Consider the following 17,433-nt stretch of genomic DNA (forward strand, 5'->3'; position numbering starts at 1 on the left):
ATGTCGCAGATGCCCCAGCAGGCAGCACCGGCGAAGTGCCCGAGCTGCGCGGAGCCGCTCGAATCGGGTGACCTGTTCTGCGGCGCGTGCGGGTACGACCTGTCGGCCGTGCCCGCCGCGCCGCCGGACCACCCGACCCTCACCATGGGCGCCGCCGGTGTGGGACCCTCCGGTGTGAACTGGCCCCCGCCCGAGCCGGAGAGCTCCGAGACGCCCGCGGCACCGCATCTGCCGACCGACCTGCCCGGCACCGACTCGGGCGGCACATCGCTGCCCGCGTCGCCGCCGCCCCCGCACGGCTCGCCCGCAGCCCCGCCCCCGCACGGCTCGCCCGCAGCCCCGCCTGCGCACGGCTCGCCCGCCGCCCCGGCACCGCACGGCACGCCCCCGCACGGCTCGCCGGTGTCGCCGGCCTCCGGGGTGCGGTTCGACCGGCCGCCGGAGCCGGACGAGTACCCGCTGCAGGCGCCGGACCCGCGGGTGGCCGCCTCCGCCGCCGAGACGGCCGGAACCACCGGGAGCGCCGAGACCACCGAGCTGCCGAAGGTGTGCGTGGCCTGCCGCGCGGGCCGGGTCGACGACGACGGGTACTGCGAGAACTGCGGGCACGCCCAGCCGCGCGAGCGCGACCACATGGAGCAGGAGGCGGGCCCGGTGGCCGCCGTCAGCGACCGCGGGCTGCGCCACCACCGCAACGAGGACGCGTTCGCCGTCGGCCACACCACGCTGCCCGACGGCACCCCGGCCACGCTCGCGGTCGTCTGCGACGGCGTCTCCTCGGCGACCCGTCCCGACGAGGCCTCCATGGCCGCCTCCCGGGCCGCCGTCGAGGCGCTGCTGGCCGCGCTGGAGCAGGGCACCCATCCGCAGCAGGCGCTGCACGACGCGATCGTCACCGCCTCCCAGGCCGTCAACGCCCTCGCGGAGGAGCCCCCCTCGGCCCGTGAGCACACCCCGCACCAGAACGCCCCGGCGTGCACGATCGTCGCCTCGATCGTGGCCTCGGGTCTGCTGGTGGTCGGCTGGGTCGGCGACAGCCGCGTCTACTGGGTGCCGGTGGACCGGACCGCGCCGCCCGCCCGGCTCACCGAGGACGACTCCTGGGCCGCGCAGATGGTCGCCGCGGGCCTGATGAGCGAGGCGGAGGCGTACGCCGACGAGCGCGCCCACGCGATCACCGGCTGGCTCGGCGCGGACGCCTACGAGCTGGAGCCGCACACCGCCTCCTTCAAGCCGGACCGGTCCGGCGTGGTGGTGGTGTGCACCGACGGCCTGTGGAACTACGCGGAGACGGCCGAGGAGATGGCCGAGATCATCCCCGCCGACGCGGACGTACGGCCGCTGCACGCGGCCCGGGTGCTGGTGGGCCACGCCCTGGACGGCGGGGGCCACGACAACGTAACAGTGGCGCTGCTCCCGTTCCCGGAACCGCCGCAGGGGGCAGGATCCGCCTGAGGCCGCCGCAAAACGGCCGCAAACGGGAGAGACGCGCGGGGAAACACCGGCGGACCGGAGGGGACCGGTCCGCACACCGTCAGCACCCACCACGCGTGGGGTGGAGGGGGACCAGAGCAGTCATGGCCAATTTCTCGAAATCGAGCGTGCCGCAGTTCTCGGTGGACGTGTACCAGAACGAGTACCTGCCGGAGGGCGGCCGTGAGGTCAACGCGATCGTCACGGTGACGGCGACCGGCGGCGGCACCGTCGGGACCGCGGTCGGCGCGTCGTACGCCCCCGGGCAGGGGCCCGCCGCCGGGGTCGCGATCATGGTCGACTGCTCGGGCTCGATGGACTACCCGCCCACCAAGATGCGCAACGCCCGGGACGCCACCGCGGCGGCGATCGACACCCTGCGCGACGGCACCCACTTCGCGGTGATCGGCGGCACGCACGTGGCCAAGGAGGTCTACCCGGGCGGCGGGCGGCTCGCGGTGGCCGACCGCACCTCGCGCGAGCAGGCCAAGCAGGCGCTGCGCAGGCTCAGCGCGGGCGGCGGGACGGCGATCGGCACCTGGCTGCGGCTCGCGGACCGGCTCCTCTCCTCCGCGGACGTCGCCATCCGGCACGGCATCCTGCTCACCGACGGCCGCAACGAGCACGAGTCGCCGGAGGACCTCAAGGCCGCCCTGGACTCGTGCGCCGGGCGGTTCACCTGTGACGCGCGGGGTGTCGGCACCGACTGGGAAGTGAAAGAAGTCACAGGGATCGCCTCCGCGCTCCTCGGCACCGCCGACATCGTCGCCGATCCCACGGGCCTGGCCGCCGACTTCACGCGGATGATGGAGACGGCGATGGGCAAGGAGGTCGCGGACGTCGCACTGCGGCTGTGGACCCCGGTCGGCACGACCATCAAGTTCGTCAAGCAAGTGGCGCCCACGGTCGCGCAGTTGACCGATCGCCGCACCGAGGCGGGGCCGCGGGCCGGGGACTACCCCACCGGCTCCTGGGGCGACGAGTCCCGTGACTACCACGTCTGCGTGGAGGTCCCCACGGCCGGCCTCGGCCGGGAAATGCTCGCCGCGCGCGTCTCGTTGGTCGTCCCGCAGCCCGACGGAAGCGTCCAGAACCTCGGCGCACAGGGCCTGGTCAGGGCGGTGTGGACGGACGACATGGTCGCCTCGACCTCCATCAACCCGCAGGTCGCGCACTACACCGGGCAGGCCGAACTGGCACAAGCCATCCAACAGGGCCTGGATCTCCGCAAAGCGGGTGATATGGACGGGGCAACGGCCAAACTGGGCCGGGCCGTTCAGTTGGCAAGCGCTTCCGGGAACGCGGATACTGCGAAACTGCTTGCGAAGGTGGTGGACGTGGTCGACGCCACGACAGGTACTGTGCGACTGAAGGCGAAGGTCGAGGAGGCCGACGAGATGACTCTCGAGACAAGGTCCACAAAGACTGTTCGTGTAAAGAAGTGACCTGACAGTCCACACGCAGGACCACCCAGACAGGCTCAGGACGATCCTGACAGAGAGGGAAGCCCGCCATGCCGACCTGCCCGAACGGACACCAGTCGGGTTCCGACGACTGGTGCGAGGTGTGCGGTCACCGCATGGCCGGTGCCGTACCTCCGCCGCCCCCGCCGACCGCCGGCGGCTACGGCTTCCCGCCGCCCGCGCCCGGCGCCCCGGCCGGTGGCCCGATGGGCGGCGGCCGGCATCTGTCCGCCGTGCCGAACTCGGGCGAGCCGGAGCTGTGCCCGCAGTGCCGTACGCCCCGTGAGGGCGGTGCTCCGTTCTGCGAGGAGTGCCGCTGGAACTTCCTGACCAACACGGCCACCTCGTACACCCCGGCCGCCCCGCGCCCGCCCGCGGGCGGCGGCCAGGGCGCGCCGACCTTCCGGCCGCCGGCCCCGCCGACGTTCGGCGGCGGCGACTCGTACGAGTACCAGGGCTCGCGCCCCTCGCAGGTGAACCGTCCGGCCGAGCCGATCCCCTCCTTCGGCAGCGAGCCCTCGGGCCCGACGCCGTTCGCGGGCGAGCGCGGCGGCCAGTCCCCCTTCGGCGCCGACCGCGGCCCCTCGGGCCCGCCGCCCGGCCCGTCGGGACCCTCCGGCCCGTCCGGCTTCGGCGGCGACCGCGGCCAGTCGGGCCCGCCCGCCTTCGGCGGCGCCCCCGGCCAGCCCGGTCAATCCGGCCAGTCCGGCTTCGGTGGCGGCGGCGACCGCGGCCAGTCCGGCCCGCCCGCGTTCGGCGGTGCCCCCGGCCAGTCCGGCCCGCCCGCGTTCGGCGGCGCTCCCGGCCAGTCCGCTCCCCCGCCCTACGGCGGCGAGCGCGGCCCCGCCGCTCCGCCCCCGCAGTTCGGCGGCGCCCCGGGCCAGAACGCCGGCGGCGCGTCCGCGTTCGGCGGTCCGCCCGGCGCCGGCCAGGCCGCCGGCCCCTACACCCGTGAACCCGTCGGCGGCCCCGCCGCCGGGCCCTTCGGCGGCTCGGACCCGTCCCGGCCCCCGGGCGGCCCCGGTGCGACCACCGGCGGCGCTCCCGGCGCCTTCCAGCAGTCGGCCCCGCCCGCGCCCCCCGGCTTCCCGCAGGAGACCAGGCCCCCGGCCGGCGGCCCGCCCTTCGGCGGCGGTGACGACGACTGGGTGATCTCCCCGCCCGGAGCGGCCGGCGGTCCGGCGGGCCCCGGCGCACCCGCCCGTCCCGGCGGCTACGGCTACCCGCAGCCCGGCGCCACCCAGGCCCCGCCCGGCCCCGGCTACCCGCAGGCCCCGCAGGGCCCGGCGACCTGGACGGCGACGATCGGCCCGGACCGCGAGTACTTCATGGCGATGATGCAGCGCTCGGGCCCGGAGGCGGCCGGCCTCAACCTGCCCGCGTACTCCCCGGAGCAGCAGCGCGCGCTCACCGGCAACCAGGTCACCATCGGCCGCCGCCGGCACTCCACCGGCGACACCCCCGACATCGACCTGGCGGTACCGCCGGAGGACCCGGGCGTCTCGCACCAGCACGCGGTCCTGGTCCAGCAGCCGGACGGCAGCTGGGCGGTCGTCGACCAGAACTCGACGAACGGCACCACGGTGAACGGCGGCGAGGAGCCGATCCAGCCCTTCGTCCCGGTACCGCTGCAGGACGGGGACCGGGTGCACGTGGGCGCCTGGACGACGATCACCGTCCGGCGGGGCTGAGCGCCGGCCGCCTCAGGGTCCTAAGCCTGGAGTCCTCGGTCACCCCGTCTGAGACCATGTAGGGGTGACAGAGATTCGGCGCGGCACGCTTCAGGAGAAGACCTTCTACGAGCAGGTCGGCGGGGAGGAGACCTTCCGTCGGCTCGTCCACCGTTTCTACGAGGGTGTCGCCGAGGACCCGCTCCTGCGGCCCATGTACCCGGAGGAGGACCTGGGGCCGGCCGAGGAGCGGCTCACCCTGTTCCTGATCCAGTACTGGGGCGGCCCCACGACGTACAGCGACAACCGCGGCCACCCCCGGCTGCGGATGCGGCACGCGCCGTTCACCGTGGACCGGGCGGCGCACGACGCCTGGCTGCGGCACATGAAGGTGGCCGTGGACGAGCTCGGCCTCTCCGCCGAGCACCGCGAACAGCTCTGGAACTACCTCGCCTACGCGGCCGCGTCGATGGTCAACACCCCCGACTGACCGGCGTCGCGCCGCCGGCGCTCAGCGGACGCTGACGCCCAGCGCGCCGAGCCCCGCCCGGCGTACGGCGATCGAACCGAACGGGGTCCGCAGCCGCAGCCACGCTCCCGAGGACAGCAGCACGACCTCGTCGCCCTGGTCGGTCGCGTCGGACGTCCGCAGGAAGCCGAGCGACTGGGCGGCGTGCACGGCCCGTACCGGGAGCGGGGTGCCGCCCACGGTCCGGGACCAGATGTCCCGCCCGATCCGGTCGAGTTCGGCGCGGGTACGGCCGTCCGGGGCCAACTCCTCGGTGCGGGACCGGAATTCACCGACCGCGGCGGTGACGGTGGCGCGCAGCGCCTGCGGCGCGGGCAGCCCCGGCTCGGGCCGCCAGCCGCCCCGCGGCGGCAGCACTCCGGCCCACGGCGGCCCGGTCACCGCCTTCGGCACGGCGGCCGTCGCGGCCCGTTCGTCCAGTGACTCCAGCAGTTCGCCCGCCGACACGGTCACGTCGAGGGTGACGTCCAGGCCGTCCTCGTACGGCTTGGCGAGCCGCACCGCGCGGATCGCCAGCACCTCGAAGGAGGGCGGCCGCCCGAAGACGGCGAGCGCGGTGCCGGCCGCCTGTAGCCGTACCGCGGCCGAGCGGTCGTAGCGGAGCAGCCGGGAGAGGAAGGCGGCGAGGTCCGCTGCCTCCCCGTCGTCGGCGAGGTGGAGCACCGTCATGCGGCGACGGCCTCCTCCTTGTCCTCGTCGCGGTACTCCGCGAGGAAGTCCCGCTCCTCGGCGGTGATCCGGCGCGGCCGTCCGGCGTCGAAGTCGAACGGCACGACGACCGTCGAGGCCCGTACGTAGACCAGGTCGTCGTCCTTCACCTCGTAGGTGATGGTGAAGGACGCGGCCCTGATCTCGGTGATCCACAGCTCGATGTCGACCGGGTGGTGCCGGTGGACGAGCTGCCGTTTGTAGTCGATCTCGTGGCGCGCCACCACCGACCCCTGCTTGAAGTCCTTGTCCGGGCGGAACAGGAAGTCGATACGGGCCTCCTCCAGGTAGCGAAGGAAGACCACGTTGTTGACGTGGCCGTACGCGTCCATGTCCGCCCAGCGCAGGGGGCAGCGGTAGATGTGGCGCAAGATCGATCAGCCCCGGGTCAGCTTCTTGTAGGTGGCGCGGTGCGGACGGGCGGCGTCCGCACCGAGCCGCTCGATCTTGTTCTTCTCGTACGACTCGAAGTTGCCCTCGAACCAGAACCACTTGGACTCGCCCTCGTAGGCGAGGATGTGGGTGGCGACCCGGTCCAGGAACCAGCGGTCGTGGGAGACGACCACGGCGCAGCCGGGGAACTCGAGGAGCGCGTTCTCCAGGCTGGAGAGGGTCTCGACGTCCAGGTCGTTGGTCGGCTCGTCGAGGAGCAGCAGGTTGCCGCCCTGCTTCAGGGTGAGCGCGAGGTTGAGGCGGTTGCGCTCACCGCCGGAGAGCACACCGGTCGGCTTCTGCTGGTCCGGGCCCTTGAAGCCGAAGGCCGACACGTACGCGCGGCTCGGCATCTCGACCTGGCCGACGTTGATGTAGTCGAGTCCGTCGGACACGACCTCCCACAGCGTCTTCTTCGGGTCGAGGTTGGAGCGGCCCTGGTCGACGTACGAGATCTTCACCGTCTCGCCGACCTTGATGTCACCGGAGTCCGGCGTCTCCAGGCCCTGGATCATCTTGAACAGCGTCGTCTTGCCGGCGCCGTTCGGGCCGATGACCCCGACGATGCCGTTACGCGGCAGCGTGAAGCTGAGCCCGTCGACGAGGACCTTCTCGCCGAAGGCCTTGTTCAGCTTGTCGACCTCGACGACGACGTTGCCCAGGCGCGGGCCCGGCGGGATCTGGATCTCCTCGAAGTCCAGCTTCCGCATCTTGTCGGCCTCGGCGGCCATCTCCTCGTACCGCGCGAGACGGGCCTTGGACTTGGCCTGGCGCCCCTTGGCGTTCGACCGCACCCACTCCAGCTCTTCCTTGAGCCGCTTCTGCCGCTTGGCGTCCTTCTGGCCCTCGACCTTGAGGCGGGTGGCCTTGGTCTCCAGGTACGTGGAGTAGTTGCCCTCGTACGGGTAGGCGCGCCCGCGGTCGAGCTCCAGGATCCACTCGGCGACGTTGTCGAGGAAGTACCGGTCGTGGGTGATGGCCACGACGGTGCCGGCGTACTTGGCGAGGTGCTGCTCCAGCCAGTTCACCGACTCGGCGTCGAGGTGGTTGGTGGGCTCGTCGAGGAGCAGCAGGTCGGGGGCTTCGAGCAGCAGTTTGCAGAGCGCGACGCGGCGCTTCTCACCACCGGAGAGCGTGGTGACGGGCCAGTCGCCGGGCGGGCAGCCGAGGGCGTCCATGGCCTGCTCCAGCTGGGCGTCGAGGTCCCAGGCGTTGGAGTGGTCCAGGTCCTCCTGCAGCTTGCCCATCTCGTCGAGCAGCGCGTCGGAGTAGTCGGTGGCCATCAGCTCGGCGATCTCGTTGAACCGGTCGAGCTTGCCCTTGACCTCGGCGACACCCTCCTGGACGTTCTCCAGGACGGTCTTGTCCTCGGTGAGCGTGGGCTCCTGCATGAGGATGCCGACGCTGTACCCGGGCGAGATGTAGGCGTCGCCGTTGGACGGCTGCTCCAGCCCCGCCATGATCTTCAGCACGGTCGACTTACCGGCACCGTTCGGACCGACGACGCCGATCTTCGCCCCCGGCAGGAAGTTCAGGGTGACGTCATCGAGAATCACCTTGTCGCCGTGCGCCTTGCGCGTCTTGCGCATGGTGTAAATGAACTCAGCCAAGAGAAACCGTCCGGCAGCTTGAAATCTGGCAGTGGGCAGATACACCCCATCTTGCCGTACGGCCAGCCCTGTGCGGAAACTCGTTGGATCCGGGGGCTGTGACCTGGGGGTTCGTCGGTGGGCTGGGGTGGGGGGTCCGGCGGTGTGGGGTGGTGTCGTGGGCTGTGGCCGTGATCGGGGAGGCGGCGAACGACCGGGGGGCCGGGCGGCTGTCGGGGGAACGGTTCGGTGGCGGGGTGCGTCGTGCCTCTTCGGGGCGCGGGGGGCGTGTTCCGGAGAGGGGAGAACGGGTGGGTGCGGGTGGCTTCGCGGAGTGGACAAGGTGGTTCGAGGAGGAGGGCGAGCGTAGACGCGCGCTGGGTGATCCGGACTGGGGGCGGGGTGCGACGCTGCATCCGGCGGTGTGGGCCGGCATCCAGCGTTTCCAGGTCGGGGAGGACGGTGACGGCGCCAATCTGATCGGCAAGGCGGACCAGGCGGGTGACGCCGACTACGGGGAGGCGGTGCGGCTCTTCGTCGCCGAGGAGCAGAACCACGCCCGGCTGCTGGCCCGGCTGCTGGCGGCGGGGGGCATGCCGACGCTGGCCGGGCACTGGAGCGACGCGGTCTTCGTGCGGCTGCGGCGTCTCATGGGGCTGCGCATGGAGCTGCTGGTTCTGATGATCGCGGAGGTCGTGGCGCTGCGTTACTACCGGGCCCTGCGCGACGGCACCGACGACGCGCTCACCACGGAGGTGGCGGGGCGGATCCTGTCCGACGAGGAGCGCCACGTGCCGTTCCACTGCGAACGGCTGCACGCCTCCCTGGCCGAGCTGCCCCGCGCCGCGCGCCGCCCGGTGATGGCCCTGTGGCGGCTTCTCCTGCTCGCCGTCTGCGCCGTCGTCGCCGCGGACCACGGACCGGCACTGCGGCGACTCGGCACCGGGCGCCTCGGGTTCGTGCGGGATGTCATGGCCTCGTCCCGCGCGGTGGTCTCCGCGGTGCTGACGACCGCCCCGGGCGTACGGCGGCAGGCCGCCCGGGACCGGTCCGGGGCCTGACCGCCGGCTGCCGGGGATTCCCGGCTCCCCTCGGCGGGGCGGCGGTCGACAGGACAGCGTTCGGGGAGGAGCGCACGCTGGGAGAGGCGAAAGGTCTCTCATGCCACGGTCCATGCGTGCGCTGGTAGCTGGTCGGGTCGGTGAGCCGGGCGATGTGCTGCGGCTGGAGTCCCGGCCGGTTCCCACGGCGGAGGTCGGCCAGGCGTTGGTGCGGGTGACGGCGACTCCGGTCCACGCCAGCGATCTGCATGTGGTGCGCGGCCGTTACGGCTTCTCCCCCGGGTTCCCCGCGGTCGGGGGGTACATGGAGTGCGTGGGCCGCGTCGAGGCCCTCGGTCCGGGCACCGAGGGGCTGCGGATCGGCGAGCGCGTGGTCGACGTCGCGATCCCGGCGGTACCCGGGCCGCACGTCGAGGGCACCTGGCAGGAGTACCTCGTCGCCGATGCGGCCAGGCTGCTGCCGGTCCCCGACCGGCTGAGCGACTCCGACGCCTGCCAACTCGCCGTCAACCCGTTGACCGCGCTGCTCCTGGTGACCCGCGAGCTCGACGTACAGCCGGGGGAATGGCTGTTGCAGACGGCCGCGGGCTCCACCGTCGGCCGGCTCGTCGTCCAGCTGGCCGGGCATCTGGGGATTCGCACGATCAATGTGGTGCGGCGGCGCGACGCCGTCGAGGAGATCAAGGCGCTCGGTGGCGACGAGGTCGTCTGCACCGAGGACGAGGACCTGGTGCAGCGGGTGGCCGAGATCGCCGGGCCGGCCGGCGTGCGCAAGGCCACCGACTGCGTCGCCGGGGAGCTGGGTGCCCAGGTGTCCCGGGCGCTGGCGCCGGGCGGAGAGCTCGTGGTCTACGGCGCGCTCTCCACCCATCGGCAGACCGACCCGGCGGCGTTGACGATTCCGGTGTCGGCGCGCTCGCTCATCTACGAGACCAAGGTGGTCCGCGGGTTCTGGCTGAACCGCTGGTTCGGTACCGCCTCGCCCGCGGATGTCGTGGACGCGCTGCGCGAGGTGCGCAGCCTCGTCGTCCGCGGTGTGCTGGCCATCCCCGAGGGCCGGGCGTTCCCGCTCGAACGCTTCGCCGAGGCCGTCTCGTTCGCCGAAGCGCCCGCGCACGGCGCCAAACCGCTACTCGTCTTCGAGGACGGCCGCTAGCGGGATCGCAGCGCCTTGTGCAGGAGAAGGGCGGTCACGGCGGCCGCTCCCGCCACTCCGGCCGAGCGGTACGCCCGGGAGGAGCGCCAGGACAGCGCGGACCAGCGGGAGTTGGCCGAGAGGACGGACCCCGTGCTCAGCCAGGAGGCTGCCGAGGCGAAGGACAGGGCCGAGCCGATCGAGCCTGCCGAGAGGGCGCTGCCGATCGAGCCGACGGAGAGGGCGCTGCCGATCGAGCCGACGGAGAGGGCCGAGCCCACCGAACCGATGGAGAGCACGGAGCCCACCGAGCCGATCGACAGCACCGAGTCGTAGGACCACAGGGACAGGACGGAGTCCGGGGACGAGGGCCTGCCGGGTGCGGGTGAGTTGGTCATGACGTCATGGTGCCCGCCCGGGAGTCAGTCGGTCTGCTGATTCTCCCGCTGACGGAGAATCACCAGGACCGCGCCGCCGATCACCACCAGGCCGATGGCCACGCCCGTGATCACGCCGGTCGCCGAGTCGCCGCCGGTCGCGGCCAGGTTGACGTCGGAGGCGGTGCCGCCGACCGAGGCCGGGCTGGGCTCGCTGAGGGTCTGGGTGGCGAGGCCCGCGTCGCTGCCCTGGGTCTTGCAGTCGAGGACACCGGTGAAGCGGCGTTCGAGGCCGTTCGGGCCGGTGATCGTGAAGTCGTAGGCCTGGTCCTCCTGGAGCGGTACGGTCACCGTCCGCGAGGTGTCGGCGGGGATCGTGTACTCGGTGCTCACCAGCTCGAAGGTGAACGGCTTGTCCCCGGTGTTGGCCGCGGTGATGTCCACGCCGCTGCGGGCGCAGTTCTTCTCGGCCGACAGTGCCGGTATCGCGCCCTGGGCCGCCCAGGTCGCGTTCGCGGTCGCGGCGACCGTGGACTCGCTGGAGCCGGCCAGGATCTGCGTCTGGCTGCGGCTCCCGGAGGTGAAGGCCCGGCCGACGGGGACCGTCGTCGACGCCTGGACGGCCAGCTCGGCCGAGGCTCCCCCACTGCTGGACGCGTGGGCGGTGCCCCCAGCCGCGTCGTCGGGGACCTTGAAGTACAGCTCGCTGCCGTCCTGCGCGGTGCTGACCGGCTTGCCGGCCTTGTCGGTGATCCGGACGCCGCTGAGCGCCGCGTCGGACGGCGGGACCACGGTGACCGTGCGCGCGTTGGTGTGCACCGTCACCGGGCCGAGCAGGCCGCCGGGCCGGCCCGACACGGCCGGCGGGGAGAGGGTCAGCGAGGCCTTCGGCTCGTTCTGGCCGCGGGCGTTCTTCTCCAGGTAGTCGGCAAGCTTCTCGGCCTGCGGGTCGACGGCGTCGACGTCCGCGCCGTCCGAGAAACGCCAGATCGCCACCTGGGTGCCGGCCGCCGCGTCCTGCTCGGTGAGGCTGCCGGCACCGGCCTTGCGGGCCAGCGCGGCGAGGTCGTTGACCTGCGGGTAGGAGTTCTGCAGGATCCAGCGGATGCCGCCGGCGTTCTTGTTGGCGCCGAGCGAGGTGCCGCTCCAGGCCGTCTCCTGGTACTTGGCGTCCCGCTGGGCGGGGTTGTGGAGATCGACGCAGTACGTCTGGAGCGTGCCGCCGCCGTCCACGGACATCTCGAACAGGCCGGCGGCCACCTGCTCGTCGCCGCTGTCGCCGTGGACCACGGCTTCGCCGTAGGTCTTCAGGCCGTTCATGGTCGCCGTGGCCCCGCTCTGGTTCTGGGCGGTCCCGTCGTCGGCCGCGGCCCGGCCGGCGCCGGTCAGCGCGACGGCGGCCACCAGCCCGGACACCAGGGTCGCGGCGCCGAGGCGGGCCATGCCTCTGACGACCACGGCGGTGCCGTAGTGCCTGGTGGACGCGCGAGGCGCCGAGGGACCAGAGAACGCAGCGAGCACAGAATTCCCCTTCGAGCAGGACCCGTTGGACGCGGGGGGTGGTCCCACCAGCAGAATCAGCGGCCCCAGGGGCCATGCCCGGCATCCTATGGATCAGCCGGACCGGCCTTTCCCGGTGAGATGGTCCGATGAGCGATCCGATCCGTAATCGTTATCGCGGAGACACGGGCGAGCAGCGCGCGAGCAGGGCTTATCGACAAATCCACCCGGCTGTGAGGGCGGGTGCCGCTGAGCCCATTCGCCGACGAGCCGTCAGCAGGTCGCGAACGGGGCCTGCTTCACGGCGCGTCACGGCGCCGCCGCCACCGCCATCGCCACCGGCTCCGGCTCCCGCTGCTGCTGGGCGGGCGTGTCAAGGGACTCCGCCGGTGTCTCCCAGTCGGGTTCCGGGCGCGGTGGTGCCGGTGCCGTCGTCTCCGGCCTGCCGGTTCGCCGGAAGGCCGCCGTGCCGCGGGCGAGGTCGTGGCCGATCGCGACCGCGTCGATGTCGGCGGAGGTCCACTGCTGGCCCTCCCGGGTCTCGGTGCGCACCTTCAGCCGTCCCTGTACGACGACCGGGTCGCCGACCGTCAGCGAGGTCGCCGCGTTGGTGGCGAGCTGCCGGTTGGCCCACACGGTGAAGAAGTTGGTGTGGCCGTCCGTCCAGGCGTTCTTCTCGCGGTCCCAGTAGCGTGAGGTCACCGCCAGCCGGAACCGGGCCGACGGACCCGCCGCCAGCTCCCGGAACACCGGCTGCGTCGCCACGTTGCCCACCGCGCAGACCATCGTCTCGTTCATCACGAACCCCTCCCTCGCCCGGCCGCCGCGGCCGGGCGGAACCGCGTACGGGTCCGTCCCGTACGGCGGTGTCCACCGCGGCGACCGCGTGCGTGGGATGCATCCGCGTACATCCGCGTGCGTCCGTGTACATCCGTGTGCGCCCGTGAGGGTCGCGATCGCCGTGGGACCAGACTGCCGCCGTCGGACCGGGCCCGCCGAGCGCTGTGGACCACCGCCGGCCTGTGGAGAAATCCACCACCCCAACGAGTGACCCCCATCCCCCGGACGGAGCCCCACCCCGGCTCGGGCAGGGGGCCGGGACCGCCCCCGACCCGCTGCCCCTGCCCCTGCCCCTGCCCCTGCCCCTGTCTCAGCCCACTCCGGCGCCCGTGCGCGTCACCCTCGCGTACTGCTCCCGCACCTCCTGGTAGCGCAGCAGCTCCGCCGCCACCGGATCCAGCACCCGGGCCCGGCCGCAACCGGCCGCAGCCTCGCGGAGCCGGCGTTCCGCCTCCGTGCCGTACCGGCGGGCCGGGCCGCGGGCCGCCATCCGGCAGCCCCACTCGACCAGCGGGCCGCCGATGATCCCGGAGACCATCAGCAGCACCGGAACGCCCAGGTTGGGCGCCGTCACCCCGGTGATCTGGCCCATCAACCACAGCCCGCCGACCACCTGGAGAAGCGTCATCGCGGCCTGGGCCAGCACCGCCACCGGCCACCAGCCCGGCCGCGGTGGCCGCCCCGGCGGCAGCCCGGCCCGCGCCGCCAGGTCGTCGAGCGCCTCCGGAAGGCCCTGCGAACCGCGCACGGCCGCCTCGCGCACCGCCTGCGCCCAGGGCGTGGGCAACCCGGCCGAGGCCCGCTCGGAGACCGTGCGCACCGCCTGCTCGACGCGCTGGCGCGCGGTCGCCTCCACCTCCGGCTGGGCCTTCTGCAGACGTCCGGTCTGCGGCTCGCCGCGCTTGTGGTACCAGCGCCACAGCCGCAGCCAGGGCGTGCCGCAGGCCCGGTTGGCGTTGCGCCGCCAGGCCCGCTCGGCGGCCTCGCCCGCGGCGGTGGCGCCGACCGCGTCCGCGAGCCGCCCGGCGAACTCGTCGCGCGCCTCCTCGGTGAGCCCGGCGCGCCTGCCGGTGGCGTAGACGGGCCGCAGCCGGGTCGCGGCGGCGTCCACGTCGGCCGCGACCCGGCGGGCCGCCGCGCCCCGCTCGGAGACGAACTGGCCGAGCACCTCGCGCAGTTCGCCGACGCCGTCGCCGGTGAGCGCGGACAGCGCGAGCACGGTCGCGCCCGGGTCGCCGTACTCGCCGAGGGCGATGCCGTCGTCGTCGAGCAGCCGCCGCAGATCGTCCAGGACCTGGTCGGTGGCCTCGCCGGGCAGCCGGTCGGTCTGGTTGAGGACGATGAACATGACCTCGGCGTGGCCGGCCATGGGCCGCAGATAGCGCTCGTGCAGGACGGCGTCGGCGTACTTCTCGGGGTCGACGACCCAGATCACCGCGTCGACGAGTTTCAGGATCCGGTCGACCTGCGCGCGGTGCTGGACGGCGGCCGAGTCGTGGTCGGGCAGGTCGATCAGGACCAGTCCGCGCAGCTGGGCGTCCGCCTCCGGGTTGTGCACGGGGCGGCGGCGCAGCCGGCCCGGGATGCCGAGCCGGTCGATGAGGGCGGCGCTGCCGTCGCTCCAGCTGCACGCGATGGGCGCGGCGGTGGTGGGCCGGCGCACCCCGGTCTCCGAGATGGCGACTCCGGCGAGCGCGTTGAACAGCTGGGACTTGCCGCTTCCGGTGGCGCCGGCGAGGGCGACCACGGTGTGCTGGCCGGAGAGCCGGCGCCGGGTGGCCGCCTCGTCCAGGACTCGGCCGGCCTCGGCGAGGGTGTTGCTGTCGAGACGGGTGCGGGAGAGGCCGACGAGTTCGCGCAGGGCGTCGAGGCGGGAGCGCAGCGGGCCGTCGTACGCGAGCGGGGCGGGGGCCGGGGCGCCCGGGCCGCGGGTCTCCACGACGGGGACGGCGGCTTTGGCGGTCTCGGTGACCCGGCGGGCGATGAGGCCGTCGTCCCAGACGTCGCCGTCGGCGGCCGGATCGTCGGCGGCGGGCGGGCGGTCGTCGGCGGTTGCGGTGGTGGGCGGGCGGTCGTCGGCCGGCTCCCGTTGCTCCCGCACGCGTGCGTGCGGGACGTTCTCGGTTTCGGCGGCCGACCCGGCGGCTTCGGCCGCCGCGGCGGCCTGCCTGGCTCCGGGGGCGGCTCCCCGGCCTCCGGCGGTGTCCGCGGACGCCTCGGACGCCTTGGACGCCTTGGACGCCTTGGACGCCTTGGACGGCATGGCTGGCTTCGACGGCTTGGATTCCTGGGGGTCCTGGGGGTCCTGGGGGTCCTGGGGGTCCTGGTGGCCCTTGGGATCCCTGGGGTCTCCGGTGTCCCTGGGAGCCCTGGTGTCCCTGGTGTCCGTCCCGGTCTCGTCCCGGTGCTGGGCGCCGTCCGGGGCCCGGTCTCGTGCGGGCTCCCGTACGGCGTCCGGCGCGGTGTCCGCCGCGGTCGCTCGCGCGGCCGGTGCGGCGGTCTCGAAGTCGCTGGCGTAGTCACCGGTGAAGTCACTGGTGTGATCCATGTGTTCCATGTGATCCGTGTGGTCGTGGTCAGTGACGGCGGTCACCGGTCACCTCTCCTTCTGCAGGACGGACAGGGCGGCGATGAGTTCGGCCTGGGGTTCGGGATGCACGTCGAGGGCGTCGAGCGGGGCGAGGCGGCGCTCGCGCTCGGCGTGCAGGACGCGGTCGACGTGCTCGGTGAGCAGCCGTCCCGCGCGGTCGCGCAGCCGCAGCGCGCCGTGGGCGCCGATGCGCTCGGCGAGCCGCTCCCCCGCGACCTTGGTGCGCCGGCCGCCGAGCAGCGCGGTGGCGACCAGGGCGGCGACGGCCTCGGAATCCGGGGCGACGCTGCGGTCGAGCTCGCGCACCTCGTCCTCGGCGTACTCCTCCAGCTCGCGCCGCCAGCGCCGGACGGCGAGGCCGATGCGGTGCTCGGCGCTCTCCAGGGACGGATCGCGGTCGGTGAGTCCGGAAGCCGCCGAGGCAGGCTCGCGGCGCCAGGCGTCGTCGACGCGTTCGTCGGCGGCGGTGACGGAGCAGAGCAGCAGGGCGGCGAGGCTCTCCACCAGGGCGTCCAGGAGTTCGTCGGCGGAGCAGTCGAGGGGGTAGGCACGCCAGCGCTTGAGGGCGTCTCCGGCGAGGACGGCCCCGCTCTGGAGGCGTCCTCGCACACGCGCGTGCTCGCTGTCGTACGCCGTCTCGACGGCCGAGGTCAGGCGCAGGGCGGCGGCGTACTGGGCGGCGGCGGCGCCGGCCAGTTCGGGCATGCGGGCCTTGAGGGAGTCGAGGAGGCCGTGCGCGGTCCTGGCCAGGGTGTGGCTGCGGGCGCCGGGGTCCTGGGCCTGGTGGAGGAGCCAGGCCCGCAGCGGGGCGACCGCGGTGGCCGGGAGCAGGCCGCCGCCCCAGGCCGACTCGGGCAGCTCGGGCACGGTGAACCGGGGTACGTCACCGAGTCCGGCCTTGGTGAGGAGGGCGCCGTACTGCCGGGAGACCTCGGAGACGACCGTGTGCGGGACCCGGTCGAGGACGGTCACCAGGGTGGCGTCGTACTCCTTGGCGGTGCGCAGCAGGTGCCAGGGGACGGCGTCGGCGTAGCGGGCGGCCGTGGTCACCATCACCCAGACGTCGGCGGCGCAGATGAGCTCTGCGGCGAGGACGCGGTTGTCGACGACCAGGGAGTCGATGTCGGGGGCATCCAGCAGGGCGAGGCCGCGCGGGATGCTGTCGGCGGTCTCGACGCGCAGCACGCGTGCGGAGTTCTCGCCGGGGAGGAAGGGGTCGTCGCTCGGTTCCTGGTGCGGTACCCACTCTCGGGTGAGGTCGGGCAGCACGCGCATGCCGCTGAACCAGTGATGGTCCTCCGGATGACAGACCAGGACCGGTGTGCGGGTGGTCGGCCGCAGCACGCCCGCCTCGCTGACCCGGCGGCCCACCAGTGAGTTGACGAGGGTCGACTTGCCGGCGCCCGTGGATCCGCCCACCACGGCCAGAAGTGGCGCTTCGGGCTCTTTGAGGCGGGGCACCAGATAGTCGTCGAGCTGTGCGAGCAGTTCGTCGCGGTTGGCACGCGCGCGTGGAGCCCCCGCCAGGGGCAGCGGGAAGCGTGCGGCAGCGACACGGTCGCGCAGGGCGGAGAGTGTGTCGAGCAGCTGAGGCCGTACGTCCAAGGTCACCACATGCGAAGAATGCCCAATTTTAGGGGAATTCTGAAGCATATAGACATGTCTGCGTGCCGACAGGACACAACGGGCGGAAGGGGCGACTGGGACGGAGGCACAGTCCAGGCATAACGAGTGCACAACACCCGGTGCGTCGGGCGCCAAAAGCGATGCACGATTCGTACCTGCCTGCGATTATCAGGACCGCTTCACCGAACCTCCACATTGAGCCACGGAGGCGAAGCAACAGGGACACGGATCGGGGAGTTCTATCCTTGTCCCCGGCAACGTCACGGACCCGCCCCCACCAGGGCAGTGCGTACGAGGCCGACACAGCCGGCCCCCGTAGCTCAGTGGATAGAGCAGGCGCCTTCTAAGCGCTTGGCCGCAGGTTCGAGTCCTGCCGGGGGCGCCCTGAGCTACCTGACCCACCTGACCTGCGTGTACGGGTCGGCCGAAGCATCGAGGAC

The 17,433-nt window shown here is 73.2% G+C and carries 14 protein-coding genes and 1 tRNA gene; 7 read left to right on the forward strand and 8 right to left on the reverse strand.

Annotated features, from left to right (window positions below):
- From ACGF5O_RS05610 to ACGF5O_RS05625, 4 genes are all read left to right on the forward strand, one after another.
- Positions 1 to 1,455: a protein phosphatase 2C domain-containing protein gene (locus ACGF5O_RS05610; protein ID WP_393808623.1), complete on the forward strand. Its 1,455-nt coding sequence runs from the start codon at positions 1 to 3 to the stop codon at positions 1,453 to 1,455.
- Positions 1,456 to 1,577: 122 nt separating this feature from the next.
- Positions 1,578 to 2,918: a VWA domain-containing protein gene (locus ACGF5O_RS05615; RefSeq protein WP_393808624.1), complete on the forward strand. Its 1,341-nt coding sequence runs from the start codon at positions 1,578 to 1,580 to the stop codon at positions 2,916 to 2,918.
- 68 nt (positions 2,919 to 2,986) lie between these two features.
- Positions 2,987 to 4,627 (forward strand): FHA domain-containing protein, encoded by a 1,641-nt coding sequence (locus ACGF5O_RS05620; RefSeq protein WP_393808625.1) that lies wholly within the window; start codon positions 2,987 to 2,989, stop codon positions 4,625 to 4,627.
- 64 nt (positions 4,628 to 4,691) lie between these two features.
- Positions 4,692 to 5,096 (forward strand): globin, encoded by a 405-nt coding sequence (locus ACGF5O_RS05625; protein ID WP_393808626.1) that lies wholly within the window; start codon positions 4,692 to 4,694, stop codon positions 5,094 to 5,096.
- 21 nt (positions 5,097 to 5,117) lie between these two features.
- Here ACGF5O_RS05625 and ACGF5O_RS05630 read toward each other — a convergent pair whose 3' ends face one another.
- The 3 genes from ACGF5O_RS05630 to ettA are packed head-to-tail and all read right to left on the reverse strand — an operon-like array spanning position 5,118 to position 7,885.
- Positions 5,118 to 5,804 carry a hypothetical protein gene (locus tag ACGF5O_RS05630; protein ID WP_393808627.1) on the reverse strand — a complete coding sequence of 229 codons (687 nt, stop codon included), beginning with the start codon at positions 5,802 to 5,804 and terminating at the stop codon, positions 5,118 to 5,120.
- Positions 5,801 to 6,214 carry an acyl-CoA thioesterase gene (locus ACGF5O_RS05635; RefSeq protein WP_393808628.1) on the reverse strand — a complete coding sequence of 138 codons (414 nt, stop codon included), beginning with the start codon at positions 6,212 to 6,214 and terminating at the stop codon, positions 5,801 to 5,803. The genes ACGF5O_RS05630 and ACGF5O_RS05635 overlap by 4 nt, the downstream gene beginning before the upstream one ends.
- Positions 6,215 to 6,220: 6 nt before the next feature.
- Positions 6,221 to 7,885, reverse strand: a complete 1,665-nt coding sequence (gene ettA, locus ACGF5O_RS05640) for an energy-dependent translational throttle protein EttA (protein WP_393808629.1) — start codon at positions 7,883 to 7,885, stop codon at positions 6,221 to 6,223.
- A 290-nt stretch (positions 7,886 to 8,175) separates the two neighbouring features.
- Here ettA and ACGF5O_RS05645 point away from each other — a divergent pair, with 290 nt between their 5' ends.
- Both ACGF5O_RS05645 and ACGF5O_RS05650 read left to right on the forward strand, forming a co-directional pair.
- The gene (locus ACGF5O_RS05645) at positions 8,176 to 8,925 is read left to right on the forward strand and encodes a ferritin-like domain-containing protein (RefSeq protein ID WP_393808630.1); all 750 of its coding nucleotides are present in this window, start codon (positions 8,176 to 8,178) and stop codon (positions 8,923 to 8,925) included.
- 112 nt (positions 8,926 to 9,037) lie between these two features.
- Entirely contained in the window at positions 9,038 to 10,081 is a 1,044-nt protein-coding gene (locus ACGF5O_RS05650) for a zinc-dependent alcohol dehydrogenase family protein (protein ID WP_393808631.1), read from the forward strand.
- Here ACGF5O_RS05650 and ACGF5O_RS05655 read toward each other — a convergent pair.
- The 5 genes from ACGF5O_RS05655 to ACGF5O_RS05675 form a co-directional block, all read right to left on the reverse strand.
- Positions 10,078 to 10,458, reverse strand: a complete 381-nt coding sequence (locus ACGF5O_RS05655) for a hypothetical protein (protein WP_393808632.1) — start codon at positions 10,456 to 10,458, stop codon at positions 10,078 to 10,080. The genes ACGF5O_RS05650 and ACGF5O_RS05655 overlap by 4 nt on opposite strands.
- Positions 10,459 to 10,482: 24 nt before the next feature.
- Positions 10,483 to 11,880: a Cys-Gln thioester bond-forming surface protein gene (locus tag ACGF5O_RS05660; RefSeq protein WP_393808972.1), complete on the reverse strand. Its 1,398-nt coding sequence runs from the start codon at positions 11,878 to 11,880 to the stop codon at positions 10,483 to 10,485.
- Between the two features lie 366 nt (positions 11,881 to 12,246).
- Positions 12,247 to 12,735, reverse strand: a complete 489-nt coding sequence (locus ACGF5O_RS05665; protein ID WP_393808633.1) for a single-stranded DNA-binding protein — start codon at positions 12,733 to 12,735, stop codon at positions 12,247 to 12,249.
- Between the two features lie 352 nt (positions 12,736 to 13,087).
- Positions 13,088 to 15,325 (reverse strand): YfjP family GTPase, encoded by a 2,238-nt coding sequence (locus ACGF5O_RS05670; protein WP_393808634.1) that lies wholly within the window; start codon positions 15,323 to 15,325, stop codon positions 13,088 to 13,090.
- A gap of 48 nt (positions 15,326 to 15,373) precedes the next feature.
- The gene (locus ACGF5O_RS05675) at positions 15,374 to 16,981 is read right to left on the reverse strand and encodes a dynamin family protein (protein WP_393808635.1); all 1,608 of its coding nucleotides are present in this window, start codon (positions 16,979 to 16,981) and stop codon (positions 15,374 to 15,376) included.
- A gap of 321 nt (positions 16,982 to 17,302) precedes the next feature.
- Between ACGF5O_RS05675 and ACGF5O_RS05680 the strand changes: the two genes are divergently transcribed.
- A tRNA-Arg gene (locus ACGF5O_RS05680) sits at positions 17,303 to 17,375 on the forward strand.
- Positions 17,376 to 17,433: the final 58 nt, after the last annotated feature.

The sequence above is a fragment of the Streptomyces sp. NPDC048291 genome (assembly GCF_043201715.1).
GTDB lineage: Bacteria > Actinomycetota > Actinomycetes > Streptomycetales > Streptomycetaceae > Streptomyces.